The sequence below is a fragment of the Hydrogeniiclostridium mannosilyticum genome, from assembly GCF_003268275.1.
Taxonomy (GTDB): domain Bacteria; phylum Bacillota; class Clostridia; order Oscillospirales; family Acutalibacteraceae; genus Hydrogeniiclostridium; species Hydrogeniiclostridium mannosilyticum.
Map to the genome: position 1 here is coordinate 180,843 of NZ_QLYR01000005.1, position 18,284 is coordinate 199,126.

Consider the following 18,284-nt stretch of genomic DNA (forward strand, 5'->3'; position numbering starts at 1 on the left):
CTGCTTATAGGCAGCAGGGATTTTTATACTATCAGGCAATTCCGGTACGCTTACAAAGTTTCCAGCAGCTTATTTTGGCGAATGACCTCTTGGTAAAAATAGGCGCTGTCCTTAAAAATACGCTGCTGGGTCTCATAATCTACATGCGTCAAGCCAAAACGGGAGGTATAGCCGGCGCTCCACTCCCAGTTATCCAAGAAGGACCACAGATAATACCCACGGATATCCGCGCCTTCATCAATTGCCTTTTTAATCCATTCCAGGAACGAACGCACATATTCAATGCGCTGTTGATCATGTACCTTGCCGTCCACAACAGCCTCATTGCAGTTGCTGGTTCCGTTTTCAGTGATATAAATTGGAATCCCGATTTTAAATTCGTCGTTCAGAATATGAATGGCATCATAAATTGCCTTCGGGTAAAGCTCTGAGCCATTGTCCAAATAATTACCGCCGGCACTGCGGATATCAACTGCCGCATCCGCGCAGTCCAGCACACGGTTGTAGCAATTCAGGCCGAAGAAATCCAAAGGCTGATGAATAGCCTCCAGGTCCCCAGGGCGAATATCCGGCATACAGTCGTTTTTCTCCATATAATCGAGCAGGTAATCCGTATATTTGCCGTTGAAAATCGGATTTAAATACGAGCGGTAAGTCTTTTCATTTTCACGGAGGGCAAGGGCCTGGTCTTCGGCATGGTCCGGGCGGAGCGGCCAATGGTTCCATATATCGATCACAATTCCGACCTTCGCATCCTTCGGTGCAATCTCACGGAAGCGTCTAACGGCCTCTCCATGGGAAAGTAACAGGTTATGATTGGCCTGGCGCCCAAACTTCTCCAGCTTTCTTCCGGGAGCAAAGCCGCCAAGCGCATAGCCTACATAGGTCGCAATCGGTTCATTCACCGTAGCCCACAGCGGAATCTGGCCGCCGAAGGTACGGATCATCAACTCTGCATAATCACCGAACCACTGTACACAATCGCGGTTCAGCCAGCCGCCCAGCCGCTCAAGCTCGTAGGGTAGGTCCCAATGGTACAGGGTCGCATTGGGAACAATGTCGTTTTTCAGAAGCTCCTCGACCAAACGCTTGTAAAAATCAAGCCCTTTCTGGTTGATTGCTCCCTTTCCCTCCGGAAATACACGCGACCAGGCGAAGGAAAAACGGAAGGACTGTATGCCAATTTCCTTCATGCGGCGAATATCTTCCTTATATGTATGGTAGAAGTCATCCGCGATGGACGGATTGGAGCCATCTAAAATCTGGCCGGGTGTATTGGCAAAAACATCCCAAATAGACAAACCGCGCCCGTCCATCTGCGCAGCGCCCTCGTATTGCGCCGCCGCTGCAGCTGTTCCCCACAAAAAGCCCTTTGGAAATTCCTTGTTTACCATAAAAATCTCTCCTTATTAATTAACACATTTTATTAAGCCAATATAATACATGGGATGCAAACCCATGGTCACAGCTGGCATAGTCGCCGTCGTGTTCCCAAAGCGTCCCCGTTTTTTCCGCCATGTAGTAAAAATACCCTTCTATGTTCTGTAAAACCTCTTTGTGGTAGCCATACCTAGAGAGAATGTCCAGGCGCAGATAGTTGCCGATAAAGGCATTGGCAAAGGCCACTTCAGGGTAATGCTTTGTCTGCTTGCGCTCAGGGCCAAATTCCTCCAACAGTGTGTGAAAAAGCTTTGGGTGGCTTTTGGGCGTTGCAATGTCAAAGAAAAAGGCATAGTACTGGCATACCTCGGTGCTCTCGTTGGGGAACACAAGCGCCCCATTTTGCCGTACCGCATTATCTGTAAAGAAAGCCCCGTTCCAGGACTGCTCCAAAATCTTTTCCTTCACCTGCTTTGCCCTTTCAAGCAGCACGCCGTCGTCATAAAGCCGGCCCGCCGCCCTTAACGCCCCACTGTAAAGCATGTTACTGGGATAGTTTACATCCTGTGTAAGGTCATTGGCTCTGGACCATTCCAGAAAAACCCACTGCTCCAGGTTTTCCAATAATCCATCGCAGTTCTCAAAGCTTTTAAAATACTGGAATAAACGGTACACTTTATCTTTAAATGCGTCAACGAGCATGCGGTCCCCAGAACGCGCCAGATATTCCTCCAGCTCAACCACCAGCCACAGCGCCCAGTTGGGAATAAAATTACCGTCGTCATGGTCGGATGGATAACACATTGGCAGCATCCCTTCAGGAAGGAAGGCATAGGATTCCTCATGCAGAAAATTTTCCAGAAAACTCCGCTCTATCAGGCTCTGCCCCGTCAGCAGTTTTTCCACCCGTCCAGTAAAGAAACTGTCGCACAGCCAGCCGGCACGCTCCCTGGAGGGACAGTCCGTAAACAGGTCTACTGCATTCTGGCGGTAGCTTTCCACTGCGGCAGCCGCAATTTTCTGTAGCTTTTCATTTCCGTTTAAAACTGGTAGGCTAAGCTGCACCGGATGGTGCTTATACTCAACCATCCGCACATTTTTCACTGTGCAATCACTGCCTGAAGCAATAAATTTCATGTATTTCATGGTGTACACCTCAAAGAATTTGAGGTGGTATTTTCCTGGCGCCAGATGATATTTTACTACGTTGACACACCCCATACGCGGCAACGCCACATCGCCCTGGGACAGAACCTCGTCAAACATGCAGTAAAGATCCATCTCGGACGCACACTCGGCCTCAAAATCCACCATGCCGGTTGCATTGTAGGGCAACTCATATATTTGATAGTGGTGATTCGGCAATGCCTCCCCGGCCAGCATCCCCGGGCTGGCAATATACTGGAAACGCTGGACTTCCTCAACCACATTCCACTCACACGCTTCAAGCGGAAAGCCCCGCAGTTTGGGACCCATAGACTTACTGGCCCGTTCCTTCCAGATTTCTTCTGGCTGATAGCCAGGGCGTGCCTCGCCATACGACACCGGCTGAGCTTGGACTGATTCATATTCCGGGTAGGGCGCCAGCCGCTCTATGATCTTCTTATCCTCCACTATTTCCTGCGGAAACACCTCGCCGCTATAATCCGGTGCACACATAAAGCCGTCCTCTTCCCCGCCATAGCGGTACGCCTCCATCATCGGGCGCTGAAAGCTGTAGCGCATCACCTTGCGGACCGCATAGGGATTAATACGGGCGATAAAATCTGTGCCGCCCGTGTGGCACACGACTCGCTCTCCACACAAGACCTCTGCCTGTACAAAAGAAGGCTGGCACTGCAAATAGTAACTATTGACATAATAGCCGGCTACTTCCAGCGCAATCACGTTGACGCCTTTTTTAATAAAAGGCTCAATAGAAACCGCATCCATGCGAAAGTGATTTTTTCCCGCCCGTGCCGGCCCATAGGCAACAAACCTTCCGTTAACAAACAGGTTATAAATCCCAGAGGTTGCCACGCGGCAAACAGCCTTCTTTACCTCTTCCTCCTCACAACGGAACACAGCCCGGAATTGAGCCCGGATATGTATTTCCTCTGCTTTTCCTTGCAGCCAAACCGGTTTGGCTAGCTCAAATAATTGCTCTTTCACCCTACGCCTCCTAGTTATACGGTTTAATTATCAGCTCTTCGGGGGACAAAATCAATTTTCCATCCCCGTCCTTAGCCACCCAATTCAGTGGGACCTTTAACTCATCAATAATCCAACGGCGTACCTCAAAGGTTTTCCAAGGGCCGCTGTTATAGCCTTGGCCCGGGTCATTCTCCCATAACCACAGCGGCGTACACCAGAGGCATGCCTGCGGTGCGGCGGCTTCATAAACGCTTTTTTCCACGCCGTTCTGCCCGTGATGCGCCAACTGGACAACATCGCTCCTTAACCCCCCGGCGCCTTGCCCGGCCAGCAGCCGGCGTCCGCCCTCAATGCCAAGATCCCCCAGCAGCAGTACCCTGCGCCCTCCCGTCGTCAAGCGCAGCACCGTGCTGCTGTTATTGATGGCGTTCATTGGATAGCTGCCGTCATAGGTATAGAGTACCTCAAAGCGGGCTTCGGGGTACTCATAGCGGTCCCCTTGTTGATAAACTGTTTTTATTCCTTGGTAATTCGGCAAAGCCGCATAAAACTCATCCCAAGTGTGGATTTCCCAAGCCTCATTGTCCGCAATAAACGGCCGTTCCGGAAAATGAAAATAAAGCCGCTTAATCTCCAGCTCATTCAAACGGCTTTCCAAAATAGAGGTCAGCGCTGCGATATGGTCCTCATGGACATGCGTTAGAAACCACCCCTCAATGACCGGATGCGGACCGCCGAGCTTACGCAGCAGCGCCAGGAGCGCCTCCGCATCTCCTCGAACACCGCCGTCTATAACAAATAGCTGACCGTTTTCTGTTTGTAGAACAAAGGACATCATTTGACTTGGCGTCCGTCCTCTGAGTAAATACATATAAGAACGACTCATTCTACTCCATCCCCTTCTGCGTTCTCCATAAAAAAGCTCATGAAACCATTTTCATTTTATCAGATATGCAGTTGCTGTCAACAGATATTTTGCTTTTATTTAAAAAAGAATCCGCCAGAATTTACTCCGGCAGATTCCCTCAGTTTTTACCTTTTTATTTTGCAAGCTTCCACGCCGCCGTCAAAGCGGCAAGGGTGGGGTAGCGCTCCGAACGTTTCGAAGCCACAGCCCGCATTGCCACGCGGTAACGCTCTTCAGATAAGCGCCATTTCTCCAGTGTGTGTTCTGTTTCACCGCCAAAAAGGGCAAAAGCCGTCGCGCCCATAGTGTAGACAGTTGTAACCTCATCCACAACCGCTCCCAAGGTATGCTCCTCCGGCGACATAAAACGAGAGGAGCCCCACATGCGTCCCATCGTATTCACTGTTGGAGACTTTTGGTAAAAATCAATGTCACAGATATATGGTTTATGCGCGGAACGGTCATAGAGAATACTGCCGTCGTAAAAATCTATCGCCACATACCCACGTTTGGCTACGTAACGGTGAAACTCCAACACGGCCTCGAATACATCCAGCAGACTCTCCTGCGGCAGAGCCATAAACTGCTCTCTTTGTCCAGGATATTGCTTGCCCATACAAATGGCATCAACCCAGTCGAAAATCATCACAAAGCCATCTCCGACTTTTTCAGAGCAATGATAAGGAATTAAACAGGGATGGGACAGCTCCATGTAAATTGCTGAAGCCTGCTTCAGACGCTTCACAGCTTGCTCTGGTGTCCCCTGATAACGGAGTGTTTGCGCCCCGGCAAACTTAAGAAAATACCGGCGCTCGCCACGCTCAAGGCCAAAGCATAAGTTTCCGGAATCCTGGTCGTCCAGAACTCGGAATACACGCCCATAGGCCGACAGAAAATCCAGGTTGCAGTCCGTTTGCAAGCGGCAGGGGAGCCCATCGATTACCTTGATCAAACTTCCTCCTATTCTCAGGCCTCCTCGGCCTGTAGCACGCTCATAGCCGATTCTTCTTCAAATTGTTTCATATAAAGGTCGTGGTAATAGCCGTGTTTTTTCAGCAGCTCCATATGCTGGCCCTGTTCCACAATTTTTCCGTCCTTTACCACCAAAATCAGGTCCGCCTGGCGAATGGTTGACAGACGGTGTGCAATGAGGAAGGAAGTGCGATCCTTCAGCAGATGAGAAATCGCTGCCTGAATCAACTGCTCCGTCTGCGTGTCGATAGAGGAGGTTGCTTCATCCAGCACAAAAATTCTTGGATCTGCCAGTACCGCGCGGGCAAAGGAGATCAGCTGTTTTTCCCCAGTGGAAAGGCGGTCTCCGCCCTCTCCGACATCGCTTTCATATCCGTTTTCCAGCTTATCTACCACCGTATCCGCCGAAACAGCCCGGGCGGCCGCATAAACCTCCTCGTCGCTCGCCTCCAGACGCCCATAGCGAATGTTTTCCATGACCGTACCGGAAAATAAATGCGGATTTTGCAGTACATAGCCAATATTACTGTGCAGCCACAACTGTGAGCGCTCACGGTAATCCTTGCCGTCGATCAGGATTTTACCCCCTGTCGGCTCAAAAAAACGACAGGCCAGGTTGACCAGGGTGCTTTTACCCGCGCCAGTTTCACCGACAATCGCGACAGTTGTTCCGTGCGGCACTTTCAGGTTAAAGTGGCTTAGCACTTCTTCGCTGCCGTCGGGATAATGAAAGGAAACGTCGCAAAACTCGATATCTCCCTTAATCGGCTCCCAATTTTCTTTTTTGGGTTCAAAGGAGTCGCCATATTTGGCAACCACCTCGGGCGTATCCGTAATGCCAAGCTTTTGGTCCAACAAGCCTGTGACTCGCTCAATGTTGGCCTGAACAGAGATAATGTCCGCGATATTGCGTGCCAGTTGCTGAATCGGTTCAAAAATGCCGACCGCATAGGAAGTAAAAGCGGAAAGCGTACCAATCAGCATGGCGTTTTCCATCACCAAAATACCGCCGCGCGCTAGAACAATAGCAGTCGCTGCAGAGCTGAGCAGCATGACCAGCGGAATATAAATCGCGCTCAGGCGCGAAACCCGAATGGAGGAATGACGCATATTCTGGGATACTTCTGCGAAGGCCTCAAAGTTTTTATCCTCAATCGTGAGTGTTTTGGAGGTTTTTGCTCCCATGATTCCCTCGTTATAGAGGCCGGTAATCTGTGAATTAATCCGGCGCACCTTACGGTTCCAGTGAAGAATGCGCTTTTGAAAGTATGCTGTCAGAAGTGCAATTGCCGGTACAATCAATATAACCAGAAGTGCAAGCCCCGGGTTAATCAGGAACATCGCAATGAAAACACCCACTACATAGGTAAATGACCACAGCATATCCACCAGGCCCCAGGCCACTAAGCTCGCTATACGGTTTGTGTCGCTCATCACACGCGCTAAGATATAGCCGACCGGCGTGACATTATAATAGGAAAGGCTCAGCTGCTGCAGGTGGACAAAGCAAGCGCGTTTCATATCACGCCCTAACCGCATTTCAACCTTCATAGAGCGGCGGGTAAACAGTACGACAAAGGTCGTTTGCAAAATGATGACCAAGCCGTAGACCAAGCCAAAAATCCAAATTCCCTCGGTGGTATCCATTTTAATAAAATTGTTAATTGCAAACTGCTGGAAAAGCGGCATAGAAATGTCCACGCCCGCAACCAGCAGATTCAACACCACAATCATAACCAGCAGGCCGCGGTACGGCTTTAGAAAGGGCAAAATCCCCTTCCAGGACTTCAGGTCGAGAGACTTTGTATATTCTTTTTCTTCAATTGCCGGCATTTATTCTCCTCCCTCCTGTAAGAGCAGGCGGTCGTCGCTGCTCATCTGAATGTCGTAAATACTCTTATAGATGCCGTCCTGGTGAATTAGTTCATCATGGGTGCCCATTTCGGCAATTGCGCCGTCCTCAAGAACAAGGATTTGATCGGCCTGCATCAACGTTGTGATGCGGTGGGATATCAAAATGACAGTTGAACTCCCCAGGCTGTGCTTTAACGCCTTGCGGATTTTTGCGTCGGTCTCAGCGTCAACAGCCGAGAGCGAGTCGTCAAACACCATAATCGGGGCCCTCTGCATCAGCATGCGTGCAATGGCAACACGTTGCTTTTGCCCGCCGGAAAGGGTGACGCCACGTTCACCGACAATGGTTTCGTACCCCTCTGTAAAACCGTCAATCGCCTCATCTACACAGGCAATCCCGGCAACACCGCGAATTTCCTCCATGGAGGCCTGTGGGCGAAACGCGCTGATGTTTTCCTGTATTGTTCTGGAGAATAGGAAGGGCTCCTGTAGGACCATGCCGATATTTTCCCGAACCCAGCTCCGTTTCATCTTGGCAATATCGGTCCCTCCCACGGTAATCCGCCCGCATTCAGGCGGCAGATCATACAGGCGGTTAAGCAGGTGCATAAGAGTCGATTTTCCAGACCCAGTGCCTCCTAAAATAGCGAAGGTTGTGCCAGCCTGAATGGTAAAATCCACATTTTTCAGAATCGGCTGTGTACCCTCATAGGAAAAATTGATATGTTCAAAGCGGATATCCCCATTCATCGGCGGTGTCAGGGCATCCGGAATATCCTCTTCCTCTTTGGACTCTAGAATATAATTGACACGATCGGCTGAAACCCCCGCCTTACTCATCTCAGAGAGAATACGCCCCAGTCCTCTAACGGGCCACACCAGAGTAGCGTTGTAAGAAATAAAGGCCAAAAATTCCCCCAGCGTAATAGTTCCATTTACTGTTTCCACACAGCCAACAATGATGATGGTGAGAATTTGAAGCCCGGTGATCAAATCGCCGATTCCCCAGTAGGCACTCAACAAATGCCCCAGCTTAATCCACAAATTGGCGAAATGATTGTTTTTATCATCAAACCGGTTGATCTCAAACTTTTCCCTTCCAAACGCACGCACTACCCGTACACCGGTCAGATTTTCCTGTACGGTCGAGGAAAGAACGCCTTCTGCTTCGTCTGCGGAGCGAAACCGTTTGGCAATGCGTGAGAAAAAATACCCCGAATAACCGGCGACCACTGGAACAAAGGTCAGTGCAATCAACGAAATTTTTACATTCATTGAGAACATAATCGCCAGTGACAGCGCAATCAGAAAAACCGTGCGGAAAACTTCCATCAGCTGGTTGGTAATAAAATTTCGGATGACTTCCACGTCGGAAGTACAGCGCTGGATAATTTCACCCGTTTTATTATGGACATGCCAGCTAAAGGGTAATTTCTGAATATGTGCGTACAGCTTATCCCGCAAAGCCTTTACAAAATTTTCGGACCCCTTCGCTAATGTCATGCGGCTTGCATAGGTGGTAGCACCGGCAAAAACAGCGACAATCAAAATAGACAGTGCCGCTATTAATAAAAGCTGCAGGGGGGCTCCCTGCTCAAGGGGCAGCCAATCCTTGACGGCCTGCGGCAGCATAAACGGTTCTTCACCAATGACGGAATCCACCGTGATGCGGATAATCTGTGGCGTCAACGCGTTAAATACCGTATTCAGCATTGAAAATATAATTGAAAACACAAATAAATAGATACTGCCCTTTAGATAGCGGGCAATGGACCTAAGACTGCTTTTTTTCTTCAATCTGCATACCTCCTCTTCCCTCTTCTTTGTAAAGCCTGTTAAACAAATACCACGCCTCCCTCGAGCCCCTCCTTGAAAACCTTTGCTTTAAAAAAAGGACAAAAAAACCGGGTCCATCCATTTCAAGTTCCATACAGGGAGCAAAACTTTTCAATGGATAAACCCGATTCATGATCTTCAAAATACCAGGGGGTCACTCTTTTTTGTGCCTAAGATTCAAAATCACCAGGATCAGAACCATGAGCAACGCGACAACCCCAATTATCACAACCGGCAAAACCCAAAAAGTTTCTCCCGTATCATAATTTACTATCGAAGCAGACCGTGCGAATTCAGCCGCAGACGCACAAACTCCCCCCATAGCCGCTATTAACGACACCAAGCTCCCCATTAACAGACTCATTCTGCGTTTCATAGGTTCTGTTCCCTCCTTTCAAATCTAAATGAAGTATGTTTTTTATTATAGCGAACCATTTTGAAGATTTCAATAGTTATTTGACAAAAAATCATAAAAAATTGTTCAGGGTTAAAATATATACCTACAAAAGGCTATCTTTGACAGCGGCAAGCTTATTGATGAATACTTTTCGGGCCGTAGTTCATTCCGATAAAATTAGTCTAATATACCGTGAATCGGGTTATTTTTCATCGCAGCCCCACGCTCATAGCGGGATTCTATTGCGACCTCCGCCCTGCGGTCACTACTGCGCTGGAACGCTGTCATAACCTCCAATACATGGAGCGTCTGTTGGCAGCTGGTGCGGAACGGTCTACCAGTTTGCAGTGCCTGCGCCATATCCGCCAGGCCAAGCGCGCGGCTGTTGTCTTTATAATCAAAAAGCAGCGGCATTTCCTTCGTCTCTCCATCTTCCGGGCGCAGCAAACGAACTGGCCCGCCAAAGCAGTTCGGGTCCGGCACATACAGCGTACCCTTTGAGCCATAGACTTCAAAACGCGCCTGCTCGTTATAATAGGCGTCAAAGGTAGTGAACAATGTTCCCACTGCGCCGCTGTCAAAATTTAAAATACCCGTAATATAGGTGGGTACATCTACCTCCACCACGGTACCGCATTTGGGCTCGCTTGTAATGATCCGCTGCTGAAACGAAGTCTTTGTCACACCGGTAACACCGGACACTCCACCCAAAAGATTGATCAGCGCCGTGACATAATAAGGCCCCATGTCCATCATCGGCCCGCCGCCGTGCTTGTAGTAGAACTCCGGATCAGGATGCCAGCTCTCATGGCCGCGGCAAATCATAAAGGCGGCGGCGCCGACAGGTTCGCCGATCATGCCGTCGTCAATGAGCTTGCGGCAGGTTTGGATGCCCGCCCCCATAAAGGTGTCCGGCGCACCGCCGAGCAGCAGCCCCTTTTCTGCGGCAAGGCGCACCAATTCTTTGCCCTCCTCCCAGGTTGCCGCCAACGGCTTTTCTGAATAAACGTGTTTTCCGGCCTCCAGCGCTGCCCTGGTGACTTCGTAATGCTCATAGGGGCGTGTCAGGTTTAAAACAATATCAATCTCCGGATCCTCGAACAGCTCGTACATGGTATCGTAGAGCTTCGGTACGCCATACTCCGACTGTGCCCGCTCCGCCTTTTCACGAACCAAATCGCAGACGGCCTCTACCTCCAGCTCCTGAAACAAATTTGTAATATTTTGTAGGTAGATGCCGCTGATTGCGCCAACGCCCACCATACCAATCCTGGTTTTTTTCATATCGCTCCCCCCTTTTTCACCACTGCCGTTAATACATTTTTGCGGTATTTTCAAAACGTTCAGTCGTCAGGCCGTGTTTTACCGCGTATGCTTTGCCCTCGGCAGCCCAAAGCATGCCGCGCTCCATCAGGATCTGCGCAGACGGGGCCTTGTCAAAGACATCGTCGTGGTGCCCCAAAGAAGTGTAGAACACCCGGCCGTTTCCCCAAAATTTTGTCCACGCAACCGGCATATCAACCGGCTTATTGGAGATGTGGTAATAATGCACCACGGGGAAACGTGTAGTTGCCAGCACCTCAATGGCCGGATCCACATGCAGGTAATAATGCTCACTGCAAACCGGAAAATCCTCCAAGCCTTCTATAATTGGGCTGGACCCCCTACAAATATTCACCGTATAGGGAATGCCGTCTCCACCCGGATGGCTGACCCACTGGCCGCCGGTGATAAACTGCCATTCCGTGTCCTCGCGGAAAGAGTCGCACATTCCGCCATGGCAGCCAGCCAGGCCTACCCCAGCGGCAACCGCTTTGGAGACGTTCTCTACATATTCATGCCGAATTGCTCCCATCGTCCAGCAGGCCACAATAAGGTCCAGCTCCTTCAGGGCTTCCGCGTCGGCTAAGCAGTCCAGTGTATCGCTAATCTCGACCTCATATCCGTTTTTAGCCATCAGACCCGCAAAACGCTTGCTGGTAAGCTGCGGCTCGTGACCATCCCAGCCACCTTGGACAATTAAAACCTTCTTCATTTGCTAGCCTCCTTAAATATGGCAATGTACGCCGCAGTTTAATCGATCCGCTTCAAATACGGCATCGATTACCTTCATCACCCGCAGTGCCTGCTCCGGACGGACAATCAGTTCCGCCTCCCCGTCCAGCACTGCCAGGATATTCTTATAATAATCGCTCCAATCTGTCTGAACCTCCGGCAGCGGCAGCTCAAGGGTTGTCTCCTTCGGCCTGGGCGCCATGGTCCGGGTGGGCCCTGCCTCCGTATAAACAATATCGTCTGCCCACTCCATTTCGGCCTCCGTGTTCAGCTTTACCATTTTCCCATTGCAGGCCCAATCCTCAATAACCGCAGTGCCGTCTGTACAGGAAACATGCCAGCGCGGTTGGTTAATGAAGCAGTTGGTTGACATCTCGCACATAGCGGAAAGGCCGTTTTCAAAACGCAGAAATACCTTGATGCTGTCGTCTACTTCTCCACCGAATACATGGATTAGATGACTGTCTACTGAAACCACCGGCGAATCGATCATATCCAGCAGCTGGTCAATCAAATGTACGCCCCAATCAAGAACCATACCGCCGCCGTTGACGCGGTAACCGCGCCAACCGTGCATGGAACCCCTGGAGCCCAGCACCCGGCTCTCAATAAAATACGGTTTTCCCAGCAGTTCCTCCCGGACCATTTTTTTAATAATGGCATAATCCTTATCCCAGCGGCGATTTTGATGGATGGAAAACAGCCTCCCGGTTTCTTTGGAAACCGCGATCATGTCTTCCAGCTCTGCCGCGTTGAGCGCAACCGGCTTTTCGCAAATGACATTCTTACCCGCGCGCAGGCACTCAATGACCAGTGGCTTATGAAAATTATTGGGAACCGCAATGGTGACCAGATCCACCTCCGGGTCCGCCAAAAGCTGTTCCTTGCTGCTGTAAACAAACAAGCCGTTTTCCTTAGCCTTGTCACAAGCCTCCTGCCGAACGTCAAAAATCCCCTTTACTTCCAAAGACGGAATCTTCTCCCGGACATTCTCTACATGCCAAGAGCCCATCCCGCCGTAACCAATAACTGCCAGGCGATGACTCATATCTAATCCTCCCAAAAAACTTTTTATTTTCGATTGAATTATATCATCTATTCCTGTATAATACAGGTCATAAATCCAGAAAAACTAGCCAAATATTGCTATGTAAGGAGAAGACGCCCATGCTTCCCTTTTATCAAAATCAATACAGCGAACTGCACTGCTTTGACACAGACGGCATCAATTTTCCTCCACACCTACACGAGCCGATTGAGCTTTTTTACTCGGTAAACGGCACGGCGCAAATACAGACCAACCGTCAGCAGTATTTGCTCTCAAATGGCGGGCTGGCGATCATTTTCCCCAATATCCTGCACGCCTACCAAACGCCGCCCGGCGGATCCAATTCATTCATTCTTGCCATCTGTCCGCTGGCGTTGACCGGCAGTTTTACCAACACGCTGCTGAAGCAGCACCCTAAAATACCGGTTTTGCAGGCTGGCCAGATCCATGAAGATGTCGCTTATGCCATGCGTGCCCTGCAAAAACAAAGCTTGGAGCAGCCTAACGCTGCGGCAAACCAGGCGCTTGTACAGCTGATTCTGGCCCGTGTTCTGCCTGAACTGGTATTTGAGCGCAACACCGATGTTCAGCGCACCGATCTGATTTCCCGCATGATCTTTTATCTATCCGAAAACTTCACGCGTCCCATCTCCTTAGAAGATCTTTCGTCGGCACTCGGGGTCAGCAAATACTATTTATCGCGTGTATTTTCCGGACAGCTAATGACCAGTTTTAATCAATATGTCAATAGTCTGCGTGTCAACCTTGCACAAAACTTACTGCGCAGCACGAAGAAAAGCGTCCTGGATATCTGCTACGAATGCGGCTTTGACAGCCAGCGCACTTTTAACCGCGCCTTCAAAGAGCTCTGCGGCGCATCGCCGAGCGCTTACCGCAATACAATTTTTTGAGGCGCAGGCCGCTTGCAAAATTCATCCTCTGTCGCCTTGTTATTTCCCCGCAAATAAGCTATAATAAACTTAATTATACATCCTGTGAATCGTTGGCATATGGGAGGAGCACATGGATAACAGAGACTTTCTAAAAAATATAGGACGGCAGGTCCAGCGAGGTGTGCGCCAGGTCACCAGCTCCAAAAGCTTTCATGAAATAAAACATACCATAGACGGAACCATCCGCGAAGTAATGAACAACCAAAACCATAATTGGGCCAGCGACAGGGCTCCAACAACCCAAACGGAACAGACCTCGTCTTCGGCCACGGCAAAACCGGCGGCGCTGCAGTCAAAGGTCTTTTCAAAGGAAAATGTCATCAGTATCCTTTTGTTGACCTTCGGCTTCATGGGATTGGGCATTTTCGGGCTCTGTCTGTTAATTATACTGGCTACAATTCCTTTTTTGTTAGCGGCAACTGTTCCGGGCTCCATTGCCTTAATCTCAATTTTCACGTTATTGACGGCAGCTTCCGGAATTATGGTTGCAAAAGGCTTTTCTGTTCGCGGATACTATAAACGCTTTAAGGCCTATATTTCCTACATAGGCGATTCTAAATTTTGCCCAATTACTGATTTAGCGTCTGTCACCCAAAAAAAGGTCTCCTATACGGTAAAGGATTTGCTCAAGATGATCCGCAAGGGCCTGCTCCCCACCGCCCACCTAGATGCAGAACAGACCTGTCTCATCCTGGATCATGAAACCTATCGTGAATATTTGCACACAAAGAACCTGATGTCTCGGCGCAAGGAAGAGGCACAACAGCTCAACAGTACAGACCCTCTTCAAAGCGCTATCGCAGAGGGCCGCCAGTACATCCGCCAAATCCGGGCTGCAAACGATGCCATTCCTGGTGAAGAAATTTCCCAAAAGATTGATGAGCTGGAGATTGTAACCGCAAAAATATTTGAGTATATTTCAAAGAGGCCGGAAAAGCTCCCGCAGATTCGCCGTTTTATGAGCTATTACCTGCCGACCACGCTGAAGCTGCTGCAGGCCTACCAAGAGTTCGACGCTCAGCCCATACAGGGGGAAAATATTAAGTCGGCAAAAACAGAAATTAGCGATACACTGGACACCATTACCGTTGCCTTTAAAAATCTGCTGGATTCGCTTTTTGAGCATGAGGCCATGGATATTTCCACGGATATCTCTGCCTTGGAAACCATGCTGGCGCAGGAAGGGCTTACCGAAGACGGCATGAAAACCAGTATCGATGAGAAATAAATATGTTAACCACGCCAATACGACTATAAATAGGAGGAGTTTACAAAATGGATGAAAAATTAGATGTAACCCCAACGCTGACCCTGGAACCTCTTGAAAACGACACTGAGGTTGCTTTACAGCCCGCGACCTCTGCACAACCGGAAGCCCCTGTTTTCGATGAGAGCTCCCTCAGCGAACAAGAACGGAAAATAGTAAATGACTTTGCCGAAAAGATAGAGCTTAGCAATTCAAATGTAATTTTGCAATATGGCTCCGGCGCACAAAAGAAAATTGCTGACTTTTCTGAAAACACCCTGAATAACGTCAGAACCAAAGACCTTGGCGAGGTTGGTGAGATGCTTTCAAATGTTGTTACGGAACTGAAAAGCTTTGATGTCGATGAGGAGGAAAAAGGGTTCTTCGGCTTTTTTAAGCGTACCTCCAATAAATTAACCGCAATGAAGGCCAAGTATGATAAGGCGGAAGCCAATATAGATAAAATAGCCGGCGCACTGGAAAACCACCAAGTTCAGCTTTTAAAGGACGTTGCTATGCTCGACAAAATGTATGAGCTGAACAAGGTTTATTTCAAGGAATTGTCCATGTACATCCTGGCCGGCAAAAAGAAGCTGGCGGAGGTTGAAGCTACCGAACTCCCTGCGCTGGCTGAAAAAGCCAAGCAGACCAATCTGCCGGAGGATGCCCAGGCGGCAAACGACTTGGCCTCCTTGTGCAGCCGGTTTGAAAAAAAGCTGCACGATTTAGAGCTGACACGCATGATCTCTATTCAAATGGCTCCCCAAATTCGGCTTGTTCAAAGTAACGATACGCTGATGTCCGAAAAAATTCAATCCACACTCGTCAACACCATTCCGCTGTGGAAAAGCCAGATGGTGCTGGCATTAGGAATTACACATTCTCAGCAGGCCGCGCAGGCACAGCACGAAGTAACCGATATGACCAACGAGCTACTACGCAAAAATGCCACTACGCTTAAAATGGCTACTGTTGAGACAGCGAAGGAATCGGAGCGCGGCATTGTAGATATTGAAACTCTCCGCAATACAAACGAGAACCTGATTTCTACACTGGATGAGGTTCTGCGTATTCAGCAGGAAGGCCGTCAAAAGCGGAAGGAAGCAGAGCAAGAACTCAGCAAGATTGAGGGTGAGCTCAAGCAGAAACTATTGGATATCCGCCGCTGAGAGCTTTATTATAGACCGGGAACCTTTTGATGAATAGGAAGAACGCCCAACTTGGCTATTATAATTTATTTTACAGAGAGCTTTATTGCTAGTGCAACGACGGCCTATCCTGCGGATAGGCCGTCGTTGCGTTCATTGAGCTCCTTTAAATAAAACACATCTGTAGAAAAGAATCTGTCAGCATATCCCGACAGATTCTTTTCTATTATTGAATATTGCAGTAATCATCCTGCTGCTTTGTAAAAAAATGCGCGCAAGCCAGGTGAAGAGACTTATTCCATAAATACCATTCATGGACGCCCGGCCACTTCTGGAACTCATAGGGCATACCGATTTTATCAAGAAATGCCGCAAAATCAACGCTCATTTGATAGATGAAGTCATCGGTTCCACAGGTCATAAAAATATCTGGTTGAAATCCCTGGGAAATACATTGCATTGCTAAAGTGGTCAGCTCATTTTCCTCTAAATGCTCCAAATTTATGCCAAAAGCCGCCTTTAGCTCCTTTTCCTGTGATTCGTCAGCCATCTGCACGCAGGCCTTCAGGGAACATGCAGCCGAAAACGCCCCACAGCCGGCGAAACGATCCGGCCGCAGAAATACGCATTTTAAGGCCCCGTAGCCGCCCATTGAAAGGCCCATAACATAGGAGTCCTCCCTTCGGCCTGAAATAGGAAACAAGCGCTGTGCAATCTGGGGCAATTCATCAGCTACATAAGTAAAATACTTCAAACCATACGCCATATCCGTATAAAAACTGCGCTGTACTTCGGGAATAATAAAAGCAATTCCATAGGTATTGGCAAGCAGGGTCAGCTGCGTGTTTTCATTCCAGTCATAGCAATTATCTGACAAACCATGCAGTAAGTAAACAACTGGATATTTTCGATCGTCCTTGAGAATATCCACCGGCGTTATGACATTGAGGCCTGTTTTCATCTGCAATACCTGCGACTGGACAGTACCTGAAAAATAAGCCACTTAGAGCCACCTTCTCCCTTTTTTCTGCCGGATTAAGCTTTTGCTAAAGTTCCAAATAGATCCTCAAACACAGCATCCCGGTTAATCCAATGAACATACTTAATAAAGTGCCGGTTGAGGTCTTTTCCATAGCTAAAATCATAGGAAACAATGGGGCTGTGAATGAGCACATCGGCCATAGCGCCTGAATCACAGGCCAGCCAGGCAATGGTGGACACATCCCAAATCACTCTGCTCCAGCATTTTCCCGGGAAAATACGCTCGGAATCCTCGCAGGTTATCTTATATAAATAGTCGCACAATGGATTTTTTCCTGCCATGTATGCTTTCATTTCCGGCTTTGTCGTCGCAAGATGCGTTACCACCCCCATACAGGGCAGCTGAACCAACGGAACACCACAGTCAAAAACGACACGGTCGGCTGCAATGTCCTGCATTAAGTTAAATTCCTTCGCCGTTGGCCAAGTCAGCGCATTCCCGCCTAGCCAGATCACAACAATTTTATTGATAATGGAGGGATCCAACAAAATTGCAGAGGCAACATTGGTAATAGCGCCGATGGCCGCTACATAAAGCTGCTCTCCCTCGGGCAGGTCGTTGGCCAGTTGCACCAGATGCTCAGCAGCCGGAGACGGCTGCGGGGTTTCTTCATCTATAAGATAATTTCTAGACCCCTGGTAAACAAGGCCCTTCAGGTCTGTTTTACCCATCAACTCCAGCAGATGGATAATCTCCTGGTAGCTTTTTTCCATGCCATCTTCCGGTGAAACCGAGTTATTATTAAAAAATGGTGCGGCATGAATCCCCAAAATATCAAATTTATCCGGCTTCAGCAGTGCGTAGGCCACGGCAAATTGATCGTCTACTTCGTTGAAGGTATCTGTATCTAAAACTAATTTTACTTTTCCGGTTGGTTTTTTCAAACGTTCAATTAGTTGGGCATCCTCCGGCTTAATCCACTGCATAATCATGGACTCCTTTCACTGATAAAATCTTGAAATATTATACAACAAAACACAAAGAAGTAAAAGAGCTTTTTTATTTTTCTATTCTAATATTTCTTTAAACGAAATAATGTTAGAGAAGCTATAAACAGCTCGTGCTAATTTTATTAATTTTTGTTAAAAGCATTTACAATTTTATAAAATAGGAACCCCCCGGCAAAGCCGGGGGTTCTTCATAGACGGGCAAAGCCCTCTGATACTAGCCGGACGCGTCACGTCGCGTAAGTACGGTCTGCCAATTGCGAGAGATTGTTACTTGCTACCCGTAAACGGGTTTAGACGTTCCCCATCGTCAGTTGTTCCCCGGCTTTGTCCTCGTCCAACTGACGTTTGATGTACTCCTGTATC

General features: G+C 48.7%; 15 protein-coding genes. 3 read left to right on the top strand and 12 right to left on the bottom strand.

Going from position 1 to position 18,284, the window contains the following annotated elements:
- Window positions 1–50 precede the first annotated feature (50 nt).
- The 10 genes from DPQ25_RS09380 to DPQ25_RS09425 all read right to left on the bottom strand — a co-directional run bounded on the left by DPQ25_RS09380 (window position 51) and on the right by DPQ25_RS09425 (window position 12,582).
- Window positions 51–1,394 carry a GH1 family beta-glucosidase gene (locus DPQ25_RS09380; protein WP_112332906.1) on the bottom strand — a complete coding sequence of 448 codons (1,344 nt, stop codon included), beginning with the start codon at window positions 1,392–1,394 and terminating at the stop codon, window positions 51–53.
- A gap of 19 nt (window positions 1,395–1,413) precedes the next feature.
- The gene (locus DPQ25_RS09385; RefSeq protein ID WP_112332907.1) at window positions 1,414–3,531 is read right to left on the bottom strand and encodes an alpha-L-rhamnosidase-related protein; all 2,118 of its coding nucleotides are present in this window, start codon (window positions 3,529–3,531) and stop codon (window positions 1,414–1,416) included.
- A gap of 10 nt (window positions 3,532–3,541) precedes the next feature.
- Entirely contained in the window at window positions 3,542–4,399 is an 858-nt protein-coding gene (locus DPQ25_RS09390) for a ComEC/Rec2 family competence protein (RefSeq protein WP_112332908.1), read from the bottom strand.
- 154 nt (window positions 4,400–4,553) lie between these two features.
- Window positions 4,554–5,372: a serine/threonine-protein kinase gene (locus tag DPQ25_RS09395; protein WP_207657305.1), complete on the bottom strand. Its 819-nt coding sequence runs from the start codon at window positions 5,370–5,372 to the stop codon at window positions 4,554–4,556.
- A gap of 14 nt (window positions 5,373–5,386) precedes the next feature.
- A complete protein-coding gene (locus tag DPQ25_RS09400) occupies window positions 5,387–7,225 on the bottom strand; it encodes an ABC transporter ATP-binding protein (RefSeq protein WP_112332909.1) in 1,839 nt (612 codons plus the stop codon).
- On the bottom strand, window positions 7,226–9,043 hold the full coding sequence (locus DPQ25_RS09405) for an ABC transporter ATP-binding protein (RefSeq protein ID WP_242978283.1): 1,818 nt from the start codon (window positions 9,041–9,043) through the stop codon (window positions 7,226–7,228). It abuts the gene before it with no gap.
- Window positions 9,044–9,236: 193 nt separating this feature from the next.
- On the bottom strand, window positions 9,237–9,458 hold the full coding sequence (locus tag DPQ25_RS09410; RefSeq protein ID WP_112332910.1) for a hypothetical protein: 222 nt from the start codon (window positions 9,456–9,458) through the stop codon (window positions 9,237–9,239).
- A gap of 198 nt (window positions 9,459–9,656) precedes the next feature.
- The gene (locus DPQ25_RS09415) at window positions 9,657–10,763 is read right to left on the bottom strand and encodes a Gfo/Idh/MocA family protein (protein ID WP_112332911.1); all 1,107 of its coding nucleotides are present in this window, start codon (window positions 10,761–10,763) and stop codon (window positions 9,657–9,659) included.
- A 28-nt stretch (window positions 10,764–10,791) separates the two neighbouring features.
- Window positions 10,792–11,514: a ThuA domain-containing protein gene (locus DPQ25_RS09420; protein WP_112332912.1), complete on the bottom strand. Its 723-nt coding sequence runs from the start codon at window positions 11,512–11,514 to the stop codon at window positions 10,792–10,794.
- A 12-nt stretch (window positions 11,515–11,526) separates the two neighbouring features.
- Window positions 11,527–12,582: a Gfo/Idh/MocA family protein gene (locus DPQ25_RS09425; RefSeq protein WP_112332913.1), complete on the bottom strand. Its 1,056-nt coding sequence runs from the start codon at window positions 12,580–12,582 to the stop codon at window positions 11,527–11,529.
- Window positions 12,583–12,701: 119 nt separating this feature from the next.
- Between DPQ25_RS09425 and DPQ25_RS09430 the strand changes: the two genes are divergently transcribed.
- The 3 genes from DPQ25_RS09430 to DPQ25_RS09440 all read left to right on the top strand — a co-directional run bounded on the left by DPQ25_RS09430 (window position 12,702) and on the right by DPQ25_RS09440 (window position 15,950).
- On the top strand, window positions 12,702–13,493 hold the full coding sequence (locus DPQ25_RS09430; protein WP_112332914.1) for a helix-turn-helix transcriptional regulator: 792 nt from the start codon (window positions 12,702–12,704) through the stop codon (window positions 13,491–13,493).
- Window positions 13,494–13,605: 112 nt separating this feature from the next.
- Window positions 13,606–14,763, top strand: a complete 1,158-nt coding sequence (locus DPQ25_RS09435) for a 5-bromo-4-chloroindolyl phosphate hydrolysis family protein (protein ID WP_112332915.1) — start codon at window positions 13,606–13,608, stop codon at window positions 14,761–14,763.
- A gap of 47 nt (window positions 14,764–14,810) precedes the next feature.
- Complete coding sequence (locus DPQ25_RS09440; protein ID WP_112332916.1) at window positions 14,811–15,950, top strand: toxic anion resistance protein; 1,140 nt, start codon at window positions 14,811–14,813, stop codon at window positions 15,948–15,950.
- A gap of 205 nt (window positions 15,951–16,155) precedes the next feature.
- Here DPQ25_RS09440 and DPQ25_RS09445 read toward each other — a convergent pair whose 3' ends face one another.
- Window positions 16,156–16,932, bottom strand: a complete 777-nt coding sequence (locus DPQ25_RS09445; protein WP_112332917.1) for an alpha/beta hydrolase — start codon at window positions 16,930–16,932, stop codon at window positions 16,156–16,158.
- Between the two features lie 32 nt (window positions 16,933–16,964).
- Window positions 16,965–17,897 carry a nucleoside hydrolase gene (locus tag DPQ25_RS09450; RefSeq protein WP_112332918.1) on the bottom strand — a complete coding sequence of 311 codons (933 nt, stop codon included), beginning with the start codon at window positions 17,895–17,897 and terminating at the stop codon, window positions 16,965–16,967.
- Between the last annotated feature and the right edge of the window lie 387 nt (window positions 17,898–18,284).